General features: G+C 68.9%; 11 protein-coding genes and 1 tRNA gene. 5 read left to right on the top strand and 7 right to left on the bottom strand.

Features of this window, described 5'->3' with window-relative positions:
• Positions 1-35 precede the first annotated feature (35 nt).
• The 5 genes from JG540_RS09275 to JG540_RS09255 form a co-directional block, all read right to left on the bottom strand.
• Positions 36-1,076: a DMT family transporter gene (locus JG540_RS09275; protein ID WP_234042788.1), complete on the bottom strand. Its 1,041-nt coding sequence runs from the start codon at positions 1,074-1,076 to the stop codon at positions 36-38.
• An 84-nt stretch (positions 1,077-1,160) separates the two neighbouring features.
• Positions 1,161-2,288, bottom strand: a complete 1,128-nt coding sequence (locus tag JG540_RS09270) for a serine/threonine protein kinase (protein WP_200275556.1) — start codon at positions 2,286-2,288, stop codon at positions 1,161-1,163.
• 120 nt (positions 2,289-2,408) lie between these two features.
• Positions 2,409-3,389 carry a carbamate kinase gene (arcC, locus tag JG540_RS09265; protein WP_200275554.1) on the bottom strand — a complete coding sequence of 327 codons (981 nt, stop codon included), beginning with the start codon at positions 3,387-3,389 and terminating at the stop codon, positions 2,409-2,411.
• Positions 3,390-3,391: 2 nt separating this feature from the next.
• On the bottom strand, positions 3,392-4,402 hold the full coding sequence (gene argF / locus JG540_RS09260; protein ID WP_200275552.1) for an ornithine carbamoyltransferase: 1,011 nt from the start codon (positions 4,400-4,402) through the stop codon (positions 3,392-3,394).
• A 45-nt stretch (positions 4,403-4,447) separates the two neighbouring features.
• Entirely contained in the window at positions 4,448-5,668 is a 1,221-nt protein-coding gene (locus tag JG540_RS09255; RefSeq protein WP_200275550.1) for an arginine deiminase, read from the bottom strand.
• Positions 5,669-6,253: 585 nt separating this feature from the next.
• Here JG540_RS09255 and tmk point away from each other — a divergent pair.
• The 3 genes from tmk to JG540_RS09240 all read left to right on the top strand — a co-directional run bounded on the left by tmk (position 6,254) and on the right by JG540_RS09240 (position 10,149).
• Positions 6,254-7,018 (top strand): dTMP kinase, encoded by a 765-nt coding sequence (tmk, locus tag JG540_RS09250; RefSeq protein ID WP_200275548.1) that lies wholly within the window; start codon positions 6,254-6,256, stop codon positions 7,016-7,018.
• A complete protein-coding gene (locus tag JG540_RS09245; RefSeq protein ID WP_200275546.1) occupies positions 7,015-8,223 on the top strand; it encodes a DNA polymerase III subunit delta' in 1,209 nt (402 codons plus the stop codon). The genes tmk and JG540_RS09245 overlap by 4 nt, the downstream gene beginning before the upstream one ends.
• A gap of 324 nt (positions 8,224-8,547) precedes the next feature.
• A complete protein-coding gene (locus tag JG540_RS09240; RefSeq protein ID WP_234042787.1) occupies positions 8,548-10,149 on the top strand; it encodes an alpha/beta hydrolase in 1,602 nt (533 codons plus the stop codon).
• A 162-nt stretch (positions 10,150-10,311) separates the two neighbouring features.
• Here the strand turns inward: JG540_RS09240 and JG540_RS09235 are convergent, their stop codons facing one another.
• Positions 10,312-11,313 (bottom strand): asparaginase, encoded by a 1,002-nt coding sequence (locus JG540_RS09235; protein WP_200275544.1) that lies wholly within the window; start codon positions 11,311-11,313, stop codon positions 10,312-10,314.
• Between the two features lie 30 nt (positions 11,314-11,343).
• Complete coding sequence (locus tag JG540_RS09230; protein WP_200275542.1) at positions 11,344-12,819, bottom strand: amino acid permease; 1,476 nt, start codon at positions 12,817-12,819, stop codon at positions 11,344-11,346.
• Positions 12,820-13,107: 288 nt separating this feature from the next.
• On the opposite strand from JG540_RS09230, the gene JG540_RS09225 reads away from it, so the two are divergent.
• Positions 13,108-13,183, top strand: a tRNA-Thr gene (locus JG540_RS09225).
• 501 nt (positions 13,184-13,684) lie between these two features.
• On the top strand, positions 13,685-14,020 hold the full coding sequence (locus tag JG540_RS09220; RefSeq protein WP_200275540.1) for a histone-like nucleoid-structuring protein Lsr2: 336 nt from the start codon (positions 13,685-13,687) through the stop codon (positions 14,018-14,020).
• Positions 14,021-14,052 lie beyond the last annotated feature (32 nt).

Here is a 14,052-nt window from a genome sequence, read left to right as displayed (position 1 = left end):
CCGGCTGCGGGCGGGACCAGCACCCTGGGCTGTCATCAGGGAGTCTGGGCAGCGGTGGCTCCGGTGCCGGCAGCTACCTCACGACGGCGGTTTACGGCGTCGACGACGATCGGTGCGAAACCACCGCCGATAATCAGCAGACCTCCTAGGGCGCCCATGGGGGTCAGGGTCTCCTTGAAGAAGAAGAACCCGCAGATGATGGCCACGACGCACTCCCAGTAGGAGATGGTGGACATCTCCACGGCAGGCAGGTTGCGTCCGGCAACCACCAGGAAACCGAGTGCGAACAGTCCGCAGAAGAAGAACAGGCCGAAGGCCCACGCCCAGTTGGTGGCGGTGAAGGTGGACACGCCGTGCCAGGGCCGCAGGATCAGGGACATGCAGGCGGTGGCGGCTACGGCCCAGGCAAAGTTCCAGGTGCCGCGGACGAAGGAGTCCACGTCCTTGCGGTACCCGTTGAAGAACAGGGCCATGCCGTAGAACACGCCGGATAGCAGCCCGAAGAGGTCTCCCAGGGGCTTGCGGGGGTACTCGGCGGAGGCGGTGGACAGGTCCAGGCCGAAGGTCAGGGAGCCGTTTTCATAGTTGATGATCTGGATGGTGAGCAGCATGCCCACGAACACCAGGAACAGGAAGAACCCGTTGATGAGGTCCACCTTCTCCTTGCGGAAGATGCGCGCGAGGATGGTGCAGAAAAGCGGGCCGGTATAGATAAGGAAGACCGCGTTGGCGATCGAGGTCATCAGGGTGGAGGAGATGTAGAAGCCTAGGGACAGGCCGATGCTGATACCTCCCATGGCGATTGCGGGACTGAGCCGGGTGGTCCGGAACAGCCCGGTCTTCTTGAACATGAAGAGCATCAGCGTGAAGCCGATCAGTCCCATGCTCATGCGCCCAAAGGCCAGGAAGGAGCCGATAACGGACTTGTCCTCCGTGGCCAGGCCGAGGGTCGCGCCGCGGGAGAGGGTGCCCACCAGGCCCATGCCCGTGGCGGACAGGACCATGGCTAGGGCGCCAAGCTTCTTGTTCATGACGTACTCGCCGGACGTCGTTGTCTCGGCAGGGCTCGTGTTCATGTTGTTCCTTGACGTTCAGGGGGTGGTGAGGGTGGGGGCGGGGTGGGGCGGCGGGCACGCCGCCCCACCCCGGCACGGTCCCGCTCAGACGAGGGTCGGGTCCTCGACCTGGTTGGGGAAGTAGTCCTCGCAGGTGCCCTCGCGGTAGACGTCCGCGGTGGCGCAGTGCAGGCCGCCACCGAAGGCGTAGGCGTCGCGGAAGGGGACCGGGATGACGTTCATGCCCAGCTTGTCCATCTGCTCCATCTGGTGCACCTCGCTGGCCTCTACGCACACGGTCTTGTGGTCGATGACCAGGCAGTTCATGGACAGCCACACGGAGGAGTAGCACAGCGGGGGCGGGGTCTCGTGGGCCGGCTGGGCCGCGTCCACGATCTGCCAGTCGTTGGCCTCGAAGATCTTGCGCTGCTCCTCGGGCAGGCGGCGGTGCGGGTTGTTGATGATCAGCCCGGGCCGCAGCGGCACGAAGGTCGCGTCGATGTGGATCGGGTAGGGGTCACCGGGGAAGTTCACGGCGTGCACCCGCAGGTCGGGGTAGTAGCGCTTGAACCACTCCATGGCCTTGCGGTTGGTGGTCAGGCCGTGCTGGATGAACAGGTCCTTACCCACGCGCATGACGTCGGCGGCGTCCCACAGGGGCTCCACCTCGGTGGTGACGAAGTCCTTGGCGGCGGTGCGCTCCAGGCGCTCCTCCAGGGAGATCTTCTCGTCGTAGTAGTTGTGCTTGTAGGACTTGTCGGTCAGGCGGGGGCGCGGGGCCTGGGTCCACTTGAACTCGGGGTCCTTCTCGAAGTACTCGTTCATCAGCGGCCAGTAGGCCAGGTACTCGAAGTAGCGGCAGCGGAAGGAGTTGGCCGAGGCCATGATCTCGTCACCGATGGTGAGCAGGATGTCACGGGGAGGCATCTGGGTGAAGCCGGACTCCGTGCGGAAGTCGGGCGTCGTGATGGCCTGGTTCCACTGCAGCGGGGTGGGCCGGTCAACCTTGACGCCCAGGCCCTCAAGGATCTTGGCGTAGTTGTCCAGCTGCTCGTTGGCGGCCTCGACTGTGGCGGTGGGGCGGGGGCCCCACATGCCGCGCATCTCCGAGTCGATCGGCACCTTCTCCGAGGTGGCGGGCTCCTCCGGAGGGATCACGGAGAAGTCGGCGCGCCCGACGATCACGTGCTTGAGCGGGTCGAAGTCGTTCCAAGAGTTGACGATCTTCGTCATGTTGTTCACTCCTTTGTGATGGTTTCTCTGGTGTCTTGACACGGTCTCTGGTGGAGGGGGCTGCTGGTCTCCGGTCTGGGTTGGCTCCTCCCTTTGCGACGGGTGACGGACTGCACGGGCTCAGGAGGAGCGCAGGCGGTCGTGAGTGGGTTCCGGCAGCGGCGGGCGGATGTCGTCCGGGCCGCCGTAGTTGCCGCCAGCGGTTACCACGGTGCCCGCCGTGCCCTCGATGAGGGCGGCGGCGTCCTCCAGGCGTCCGATCGCCGCCATGTCACCGGTGAGCTCGACGAAGCGGCACACGGCCTCCACCTTGGGGCCCATGGACCCGGCGGGCAGGTTCATGGCCCGCAGCGAGGCGGGGGTGGCCCGGTCCACGCGCTTCTGCGCGGGGGTGCCGAAGTCCGTGCAGACCCCGTCGACGTCGGTGAGGATCAGCAGGACGTCGGCCTCCAGGTGCTCGGCGAGCACGGCGGCGGTCAGGTCCTTGTCCACCACGGCCTCCACGCCCTGGAGCTTGCCCTTGGCGTTACGGATCACCGGTACGCCGCCACCGCCGGAGCAGATCACCACGGCCCCGGCGTGGAGCAGGGTGCGGGCCAGGCGGGTCTCGATGACCCGCTGGGGCCGGGGGGAGCCGACCACACGGCGCCAGTGCCTGCCGTCCTGCTTGACGGTCCAGCCCTTCTCCGCGGCCAGGGCGTGGGCCTCCTGCTCCTCGTAGACCTCGCCCACGAACTTGGTGGGGTTGGCGAAGGCCGGGTCCCCGGCCAGGACCAGGGTCTGGCTCACCATTGAGGCCACGTGGCGTCCGGGCAGCGCGTTCTGCATGGCCTGCAGCAGCCAGTAGCCGATCATGCCCTGGGTCTCAGCCCCGATGGTGTCCAGGGGGTAGGGCTCGGAGAGGCGCTCGTCATTGGCTGACTGCAGGGCCAAGGTGCCCACCTGGGGCCCGTTGCCGTGCGTGATGATCAGCTCGTGCTTCTCGGCGATAGCGGCCAGCTGCCGGGCGGCCACCTCCACGTTGGCGATCTGGGTGCGGGCGTCGGGCTTCTCCCCCCGGCGCATCAGGGCGTTCCCGCCCAGGGCGGCGACGACGCGCATGCTCAGTCCTCCCAGCTGCCCAGGGTCGCCACCATCACGGCCTTGATGGTGTGCATACGGTTCTCCGCCTGGTCGAAGGCGATGTTGACGTCGGTCTCGAAGACGTCGTCAGTGACCTCCAGGCCGTCCAGGCCGGTCTTGCTGTAGATGTCCTCGCCGACGGTGGTGAGGCGGTCGTGGAAGGCAGGCAGGCAGTGCAGGAACTTGACCTGCGGGTTGCCGGTGAGCCTCACCAGCTCGCCGTTGACCTGGTAGGGCCTGAGCAGGGCGATGCGCTCGTCCCAGACCTCCTTGGGCTCACCCATGGAGACCCACACGTCCGTGTACAGGAAGTCCACGCCCTTGACGCCTGCGGCGACGTCGTCGGTGATGGTGATCCTGGCGCCGGACTCCTGGGCCAGGCGCTCGGCGTGGGCGATGACGTCCTCGGCGGGGTGCAGGGCCTCCGGGCCGACCAGGCGCACGTCCATACCCATCAGGGCCCCCGCCACCAGCAGGGAGTTGGCGACGTTGTTGCGGGCGTCTCCCAGGTAGGCCAGGGACACGTTCTTCAGGTCCTTGCCGGAGTGCTCGATCATGGTGAGCTGGTCGGCCAGGGCCTGGGTGGGGTGCCACTCGTCGGTCAGGCCGTTCCACACCGGCACGCCGGAGAGCTCGGAGAGCTGCTCGACGTGGTCCTGGCGCTTGCCGCGGAACTCGATGCCGTCGAACATGCGCCCCAGCACGCGGGCGGTGTCAGCCACGGACTCCTTGTGGCCCATCTGGCTGCCGGAGGGGTCCAGGTAGGTGACCTGGGCGCCCTGGTCGTAGGCGCCGACCTCGAAGGCGCAGCGGGTGCGGGTGGAGGTCTTCTCGAACAGCAGGGCGATGTTCTTGCCGGTCAGCCGTTTCACCTCCCTGCCGGCCTTCTTGTCGGCCTTGAGCTGGGCGGCGAGGTTCAGCAGGATGCTCCACTCCTTGGCGGTGAAGTCGATCTCCTTGAGGAAGCTCCGGCCGGAGAGGGGGTGTGGCATTTGGGGTCTCCTTCTTAACTGGTTGCGGGGTGGGTGGGTTGTCGCCTAGGCGAGAGGCTTGCGGGACACGGGGCAGCTCATGCAGTGCGGGCCGCCGCGGCCGCGCCCGAGCTCGGAGCCGGGGATGGGGTGCACGGTGACGCCCTTGGAGGTCAGGTACTCGTTGGTGTTGACGTTGGACTCGTAGGTGATGACCACGCCGGGGGCGATGGCCAGGGTGTTGGCGCCGTCGTTCCACTGCTCGCGGGCGGCGGCGCGCAGGTCCTGGGGGGTGGTCAGGGTGCTGATCGAGTCCAGCCCCAGGGCCTGGGCGATGACGTCGTTCATGGCCTCCGGGGGGTTCTCGGTGGTGTGGATGCTGCCGTCGTCATTGGGACGCAGCGTGTAGGTGGGCATCATCCCGGCGCCCACGTACTTGGTGAAGGTGCCGTGGTCGACCATCGTCATGATGGTGTCCAGGTGCATCTGGGCCCGGTTCTTGACCATGTGCACGGCGATCACCTGCTCCACCCCGCCCTTGAACAGGGCGGCGCTGAGCTGCTCGACGCCTTGGGAGGAGGTGCGCTCAGAGACCCCGACCATGACGGCGCCGTTGCCGATTATCTGGATGTCGCCGCCCTCCATGGTGGCCCCGGGGCTGGCCTCACCGTCGCACCACAGGGGGAAGTCCTGCCCGGCAAACAGCGGGTGCCAGCGGTAGATGGCCCGGTAGCTGAGGGACTCGCGACGGCGGGCGGGGTGCTGCATGGCGTTGATGGACACGCCCTGGTAGACCCAGCTGGAGGAGTCGCGGGTGAAGAGGTGGTTGGGCAGCGGGGACAGCAGGAGGTCGTCGTCGCCCATGGCTGCCAGGGTCATGGAGGAGACCGTGGGCAGCTGCTCCAGGAGCTCCTCCTTGGTGATGCCGGCGATCAGCACCTCCGCCAGGTCGGTGGGGGAGAGGCGTTCCGCCCAGTCCTGGACGCTGCTGTCGCTGCCGCAGCCGCTCTCGCAGGCGCTCAGGACCTCCTTGACCAGGTAGCTCCTGGCCTCGGGGACCTCGAGGGTCTGGGAGAGCAGGTCGCGTAGGTAGAGGACCTGGGCGCCGTGGTCGGTCAGGACCTTGGCGAACTGGTCGTGCTCCTCCTGGGCGCGTTCGAGCCACAGGACGTCGTCGAACAGCAGGTCGTCCTTGTTCTCCGGGGTGAGTCGGAGCATTTCTGTGCCGGGGCGGTGGAGGATGACGGTCTCCAGCTCCCCGATCTCTGAGCCGATATAAGGTCGCATGTTCTCGTCTCCAGCACGTCTTTGTGCCTGGTGGGTGGGACTGTTGCAGATGTGGCACCACCTGTGTCGTGGGCCACCGATCGAGTAGTACAAGCGTACCAATGTTGTGACAAACCACGAGTGGTTCTACAGAAGAAGTGATGCATCTGTCCGAAAGTGACGAAAGTCATTGCGGGGTTTCTGCAACTTTTTGCAGCGAGGCCGCCAATGCAACCCTTTGTCCACGGAAGTAACGTTCTAGTCTCTTGCAGGCTACTGATGGATATTGTATGAATCCACAGTTCTGTTGCTGGTGGAAGTTTAGGTGTGGGCTGGGTGGCTGGAGGGCGGTTTCCGGGTGCCTGCCGGGCGGGGTTGTCACTGGTGGAGGCTTTCAGTGGCTCGGCGGCAGGTGTGTGGGGACGTGGTCGTTGGTATCCCGCGGTTCCTGGCATGGGCGTGTGTGGGTAGGTGTCTTCTAGGCCTCCGCCAGTGACAGGTTCCCGCTGGTGCGCCGCCCCCGGCCTCCTGGTCCGGGGCCTGCCGCTCCTGCCAGTCCTAACCTGTTCGTCCAGTCCTGTCAGTGCCCACAGATACACTCACGGAGTGACTGTGATCCCGTCCTCCCGCCCCGGGCAGCCGCGCACGGGCCTGCTCATCACCTTCGAGGGGGGCGACGGCGTCGGCAAGACCACCCAGCTGGACCTGCTGACCAGCACCCTGGCGGCGGCGCGGATCAGCTGCCGGCGCACGCTAGAGCCGGGCGGCACCCCGCTCGGCCAGGAGATCCGCCGCCTGCTGCTGCACGGCGGCGAGGTCACCCCCCGTGCAGAGGCCCTGCTCTACGCCGCCGACCGCGCCCACCATGTGGACACGGTGATCCGCCCCGCCCTGGAGGAGGGGGCTGTAGTGGTCTGCGACCGCTACCTGGACTCCTCCGTGGCCTACCAGGGGGCGGCCCGGGCCCTCGGCCCCACCGAGGTACGCGACCTCTCCCTGTGGGCCACCGGCAGCCTGCTGCCGGACCTGACCGTCCTGCTGGACGCCGACCCGGCCCTGGCCCGGCAGCGCACCGCCGTGCGGGGCGCCAAGGACCGGCTGGAGCGCGAGCCCGGTTCCTTCCACCACGCCCTGCGCGAGCAGTTCCTGGCCCTGGCCGCCGCCGAGCCGGGGCGCTTCACGGTTATAGACGCCTGCCAACCCGTCGCCCAGGTGGCGCAGGCCGTGCACCAGGCGGTGGGCAGGCTGCTGGCCGCGCACCCCGGGCGCGTGCGCCAGGCGGACGGCAGCCGGGAAGGAGCAGCCGTGGCCTTCGCGGAGGCGGCCCGCAGGTTGCAGGAGGACCGCCTGGAAGGTGGGGAGCAGCCATGAGCGTGTGGGAGGACGTCGTCGGCCAGGAGCCGGTGGTCGCCCAGCTGCAGGCCGCCGCCCAGGCCGCCCGCGCCGCCGCCGAGGTGCGGGAGGCAGGTCGAGCCGCGCCAGGGGCAGGCCCCGCCCCGGACAGCTCGGCCATGAGTCACGCCTGGCTGGTCACCGGCCCACCCGGCTCCGGGCGCTCCACCGCCGCCCGGGCCTTCGCCGCCGCCCTGCAGTGCACCGGCCCCGTTCCCGGCTGCGGCCAGTGCAAGCCCTGCCGGGACGTCACCAGTGGCAGCCACCCGGACGTGATCCGCCTGGCCACCGAGAAGCTCATCATCACCATGGAGGAGGCCAAGGAGCTGATCGGGGAGGCCCAGCGCCGCCCCTGGACCGGCCGCTGGCGGGTGCTCCTGGTGGAGGACGCCGACCGCATGGCGGAGCGCACCACCAACGTGCTGCTCAAGTCCATCGAGGAGCCCCCGCCGCAGACCGTGTGGATCCTGTGCACCCCCAGCGCTGACGACGTCCTGCCCACCATCCGCTCCCGCTGCCGCCTGGTGTCCCTGCGGGTGCCCCCGCCGCAGGCTGTCGCGGCCCTGCTGGTGCGCCGTGACGGCGCGGACCCCGAGCTCGCCGCCCGGGCCGCCCGCGCCAGCCAGTCGCACATCGGCCTGGCCCGCCACCTGGCCCTGGACGAAGGTGCCTGGGAGCGACGCCGTCGCCTGCTGCTGTCCCCGGTGAGCCTGCGCTCGGTGGGGGACGCCGTACTGGCTGCCGCCGACCTGGTGGAGGGCGCGGAGGCCGAGGCCAAGGACACCACCGCTGAGCGGGACGCCCGGGAGAGGGCTGAGCTGCTGCGCGCCCTGGGTATCGAGGCTGACAGCAAGGTACCGCCCGCCATCCGCGCCCAGGTGCGCCAGCTGGAGGAGGACCAGAAGCGCCGGGCCAAACGGGCCCGCACCGACGTGCTGGACCGGGCCATGACCGACCTGCTCTCCTTCTACCGGGACGTGCTGGCCACCCAGATGGGATCCGACGTGGAGCGCGTGAACGTGGACCTGGACCAGACGGTGGAGCAGGTGGCCCGCAGCACCACCGCCGCCCAGTCGCTTACCCGTATCAGTGCGATCGAGGAGTGCCGTGAGCGTCTGCGCACCGCCGCAGCGCCCCTGCTGGCGGTGGAGGCCCTGATGGTCCAGCTGCGCCCCCAGGCCTGAGCGCGACGGCGGGCGCGGCTAGCGCTGCGCTCGCGGGGCCTGCGCCCAGAGGCCCTAGTGCCTGCGCGGGGTGCCCGCAGGCTCCTCCACCTGCCCTGGCCCCGTCGTCGCCCGCGGGTGCCTGGGGTGGCAACCACCCGATAGACGCGGCGGTGCTGAGCGTGCCTGTCACCCGGGGCGGCAAACTCGGCCTGCAGGAGGATGGGCATGCGCGGCAAGTCGACGTAACCTGCCAGCGTGCTCTCACTAGCTGCTCCCTGCCGTGCCCGTCGTCGGAACGCCGCTCGTGGAACTGGTCTGCGTGCGCTGACCGGCGTGTTGGCCGTGTCCACCCTGGTAACCCTCGGGGCCTGTGGCGGCCTGCCCGGGCCCAAGGACGCCGCCGTCCCCTCCCCGGTGCCCGCGGAGGCCAGTGGTACAGCTGAGGTGCCCGCAGGCCTGGAGCCCTTCTACTCCCAGCAGCTGGACTGGCAGGACTGTGAGGCGGGACCGGGCCAGGACGCGAACAAGGTCAAGGGCATGAAGTGCGCCCAGGCCAAGGTGCCCCTGGACTACCAGGACCCCTCCGGACCCACCATTGAGCTGTCGCTGAACAAGCGCCCCGCCGCGGGCAAGCCGATCGGCAGCCTGTTCCTCAACCCGGGCGGCCCCGGTGGCTCCGGCACCGAGCTGGCCGTCAACTCCAAGGGCTACTTCTCGGACCGGCTCCTGGACTCCTACGACATCATCGGCTTCGACCCGCGGGGTGTGGAGGGCTCGGCCGCCGTCCAGTGCCTGAGCGACGCCGAGCAGGACACCACCCGCGCCGGGGAGGTCGTGGCGGAGCTCAAGGGCACGGAGGCGGATGTCCCCACCACCACGGAACCGGCCTCGCAGACCGCCCTGACGGCGGTCGAGAAGCAGATGGCGTGGCTCTCCAAGCGCTGCGCCGAGCGCACCGAGACCCCCGGCCTGCTGGACCACGTGGACACGGTCTCCGCGGCCCGCGACCTGGACGTGCTGCGCGCCGCCGTCGGCTCCCCCACCCTGACCTACCTGGGCTTCTCCTACGGCACCTACCTGGGGGCCACCTACGCGGAGCTGTTCCCCGGGAACGTGGGGCGCATGGTGCTGGACGGCGCCCTGGACCCCTCCCTGTCCGCCCGGGAGGTGACCCTCGGGCAGGCGGCCGGCTTCGAGGCCGCGCTGCGGGCCTTCGTGGAGGACTGCCAGAAAGGTGCGGCCTGTCCCTTGAAGGGGGACGTGGACTCCGGGGTGCGCCAGGTCCAGCAGCTGCTGGAGTCGGTGCGCACCGCGCCGCTGCGGACGAGTGACCCTGCACGGCCGCTGACCGAGGCCCTGGCCTCCTCCGCGGTCATCAACGTGCTCTACCAGTCCGAGGCCTGGCCGGTGCTCAGCCAGGGCCTGGACCAGGCCATGAACCAGCAGGACGGCACGATCCTCCTGTTCGTGGCGGACACGGTCGCCTCCCGTAACGACGACGGCACCTACACGGGCAACGGCTCCGAGGCGATCCTGGCCATCAACTGCCTGGACTACCCGGTGGAGGGGGACGTACAGGCTTGGCTCAAGGACGCCCAGGAGCTGCAGTCACTGTCCCCCACCTTCGGCCGCTACCTGGCCTTCTCTGACGCCTCCTGCCAGGCCTGGGGGCGCCCTTCCAGCCGTGAGCGCGCACCGATCCGGGCGGAGGGGACGCCGACGCTGCTGGTGGTGGGCACCACGGGTGACCCCGCCACCCCCTACCAGTGGTCGCAGGCCCTGAGCAGCCAGCTGGCCTCTGCCCGCCTGCTCACCTGGGAGGGCCACGGGCACACGGCCTACGGGCGGCGGGACGCCGGTCCTTGCGTCACGGACACGGTTGACGCCTACCTGTTGGCGGGCACGCTGCCGGAGGAGGGCAAGACCTGCAAGGGCCAGGAGTGAGGTCGACGGCCTAAGACAATCGACGGCCTAAGACATCTGCCAGGACGGGTGCCCGGGGTCAGGCCCCCGTACCGGTCAGCGGTGTCTCCTGGCAGCAGGCGGCGCGGCCGGCTACAGGTGCGCCCGGTGCCCGGCCCCTAGCGGCCTCCGTCTGCTTCCGGTTCAGTCCGCCACGGTGAGCTCGCCGCAGAGAGGACGGCCCACGGCCTGCGCCAGCTGGGGGCCGTGCAGCCCCTGGGAGAGCAGGAACTGGAGCTTGGTGTACAGGGCCTCCAGCGTCATGTCCCCGCTGCCCACGGCCCCGGCCCGGGCTACGGCGTCGCCAGCCTCATAGTGCCCCAGCAGCACCTGCGCCTGTGGGCACTGGGAGGCGACGACGACCGCCGTCCCCGACTGCACCGACTGGGCCACGACCTGGGCCAGCCCCGGCTCGGCAGCGGGCACGTTTCCCACCCCGTAGGCGCGCAGCACCACCGCCTCCGGGGCGGGGTCCAGCAGGGCGGCCAGCCGCCGCGCGGTTATGCCGGGCACCAGGTCCACAACCACCACGTCGTGACGGCGGTAGGGCCGAGGCCGGCTCCCCCCGGGCGCGGGCGCCTGCCCGCTGGGGGCGGCCCACTGCCAGGGGGCACCGGCCACGGCCAGCGGCGGCGCGGCGGGGGAGGTGAAGCCGGTGAAGGACCAGGAGCTGGTCTTGGTGGACCGGTTGCCCACCAGCAGCCTCTGCCCGAAGAACAGGCTGACACCCTGGGCCCGGCCGCTGGTGGCGGCCTGCAGCGCCCCCAGGGCGTTGGCGGCGGCGTCGGAGCCCACCACCCCGAGCGGCAGCTGGGAGCCGGTGAGGACCACCGGCTGGGGCAGGTCGGTCAGGGCGTAGGACAGGGCGGCGGCCGTGTATGCCAGGGTGTCGGTCCCGTGGAGCACCACGAAGGCGTCCGCGCTGCTGGCGTGCTGGCGCAGCTCGTCGATCACGGCCTGCCAGGACTCGGGGGTGGCGTTGGCGGAGTCGATCAGGGGCTCCAGGGAGCTGATGGTGGCCCCCGCCAGGCTGGTGCCCGCCAGCTGGCCCTCCAGCCAGGCGGGCAGCTGCGTGCCAGGCACCAGGCCGTGGGCGGACTCCACCATGCCGATGGTGCCGCCGGTGTACACGATGTGCGCGCGCATAAGCTGCTCCTGATGGTCCTGTACGGGGGCTCAGCGCCCGGGGCGGGGGTTCTCTTCTCCGGCGCCGAGCACGTCGTCGAGCAGCTCGGAGCGGATCTGGCCGCGCACCTTGTACCAGCCAAGCACCATCAGCACCACCACGACGGCGAACAGGCCCAGGGTCCACCGGCCCGCAGGGCTGGTTAGGTTAGAGAGCACTACGACACCGAAGAACAGCAGGGCCGCGTAGTTGGTGTAGGGGGCACCGGGCATCCGGTAGCTGGGGCGGGTCTCGCGGCCCTCCTTGACCCGCTTGAGGAACACCAGGTGGGTCACCAGGATGGCCGCCCAGGTGCCAGCGATGCCGATGCCTGCCAGGTTCATGACTATCTCGAAGGCGTCCTCGGCCAGGAAGGCGTTGAGTACCACGCCCAGCAGGCCCAGGGCGGAGGTGATGGCGATGGCTGCTGACGGTACCTGGTGCTTGTTCAGCCCGGCTGCCAGGCGGGGCCCCTCACCGGCGATCGCCATAGAGCGCAGGGTGCGGCCGGTGGCGTAGAGCCCGGCGTTCAGGGAGGACAGGGCTGCGGTGAGCACGACCACCTGGATGATGTCCCCCGCGTGCGGGACGCCGATACCGCTGAAGAAGGTGACGAAAGGCGACTCGTTCTTGGAGTAGGCGGTGTATGGCAGGACCAAGGTCATAAGGGCTACGGAGCCTACGTAGAAGACGAATATACGCAGGATCATAGAGTTTATGGCCTTGGGCAGGACGGCTACCGCGTCCTTGGCCTCCCCTGCGGCCACCCCCACCATCTCGGTGCCGCCGAAGGCAAAGATCACCCCGAGCGTCAGGGCGAGGACGGGGGCCAGTCCCTTGGGGAACAGGCCGCCGTGCTCGGTGATGTTGTGCACCCCGGTGGTGTACTGCATCCCGGTGCTGGTGCTTTCTACGGTGGCCCCGGTCAGGATCGCCCAGACGGCGATGAGCATGAAGGCCATGATCGCGGCCACCTTGACGGCGGCGAACCAGAACTCGGCCTCGCCGAACATCTTTACGTTCAGCATGTTGAGGATGAACACCAGGGCCAGTGCCAGCAGTGCGAACACCCATTGCGGGACCACCTGGAGCCCCTTCCAGTAGTGCAGGTAGACGGCGACGGCGGTGATGTCCGCCATCACCGTGACCGCCCAGTCCAGAAAGAACATCCAGCCCGTGACGTAGGCCCCTTTCTCTCCCAGGAACTCCCGGGCGTAGGACACAAAGGCCCCGGAGGAGGGGCGGCGGATCGCCAGCTCTCCCAGGGCTCGCACCATCAGGAAGGCGAACACGCCGCAGACGCCGTAGGCCAGGGCCAGTCCGGGACCACCTTCTGCCAGGCGCCCACCTGCTCCCAGGAACAAGCCGGTACCGATGGATCCACCAATGGCGATCATCTGCAGGTGGCGGCGTTTGAGCGCCTTGTTGTAACCGGAGTCGCCGGGGTCGACGTGATCGGTTGCGGGGGTGCGGGACTGTTCAGGCATGGTTCTTACTCCTCAGTCTTCTCCGTTGCCAGGGCAGGGAAGCGGGTGACTGGTCTGGTCCTGTGACCACGGGTACGTGATTGTAGTGGCAGGCGGCTGCCGCAAGCAGGGGTGGTTCCGGGCGGGGCCGGGCCAGGGCTGGGCGCGGCGGGGCGGTCCGCTGGGTGGCCTGCCAGTTCCGGGTGGCTGGGGCTGTGCCTGCTGGGAGCCTGTCTGCCGGGGTGGGGCCTGCGGAGTTGCGTTGCGCGGTGCCGCCCGGTAGCGTGTGCTCCGCTGCTTTAGCGGCGCGCCACCTTAGCTCAGTAGGCAGAGCGATTCACTCGTAATGAATAGGTCGTGGGTTCGATTCCCACAGGTGGCTCCAGGTCGGCCCCGGTGCAAACGCACCGGGGCCCTTTGGTTTCTGGGCCGCTTTGGCGGCCTGCCGACGTCGGGGCGGGCGTGCGGGGCCCGAGGCGAGGCGGGGCGGCGCCCCGGTCCCCCGAAAATGCTGGGGTGGTAAAGGCGTCGACTGTGATGCTGTTCTCTCATGGGGTGTGGGTGCCTGTCCGGGGACTTTGGGTGCAGCATGGCTCACTTCAAGGACGGGTCTGGTGGTCCGGCGGTAATGCCGGAGGTCACGTAATGCGGGAGACGCGGGTTTGGGGCCGGGTGGATGCGGGTGTGCTGATAAGTGGCTGGTGCCTGTGGCCGTACTGAGAAGCACTAGAAACCGACTTGATAAGTAAGTTGGGTCTTTGGGATCGCATCGTGCTCATTGGGGCTGCCCCGGCTGTTGCGGGAATGGGTGCACGTACCTTACTGTTGTAGCGATCAATTCCGTGAGGCACGGAATCTGCGGAGGACGCACGAAAGGAATAGTGAGATGGCACGCAAGACCATTCAGATGCTTGTTGACGACATTGACGGGTCTGAGGCGACCCAGACGGTCACCTTCGGCCTGGACGGCGCCACCTACGAGATTGACCTCAATGACGAGCACGCTGCGGCCCTGCGTGAGTCGATGGAGGAGTGGGTGGCCAAGGCCCACCGCGTGGCTGGCCGCGCCAGCCGTCGTCGGGGTGCCGCGGGCCGCTCCAGCGCCTCGTCCTCCGAGAACCAGAAGATCCGTGACTGGGCCCGGGAGAACGGCATCGAGGTCTCTGACCGCGGTCGTATCTCCGCCGAGATCCGTGAGGCCTACGCCGCCGCCACCAAGTGACGTGATCTTGTAGACGTCGTAGGCCCCGGCCC

This window comes from Actinomyces weissii (assembly GCF_016598775.1).
Classification (GTDB): Bacteria; Actinomycetota; Actinomycetes; order Actinomycetales; family Actinomycetaceae; genus Actinomyces; species Actinomyces weissii.
The sequence above is the reverse complement of the archived record's forward strand: the minus strand, read 5'-3'. Positions and strand labels throughout refer to the sequence as shown.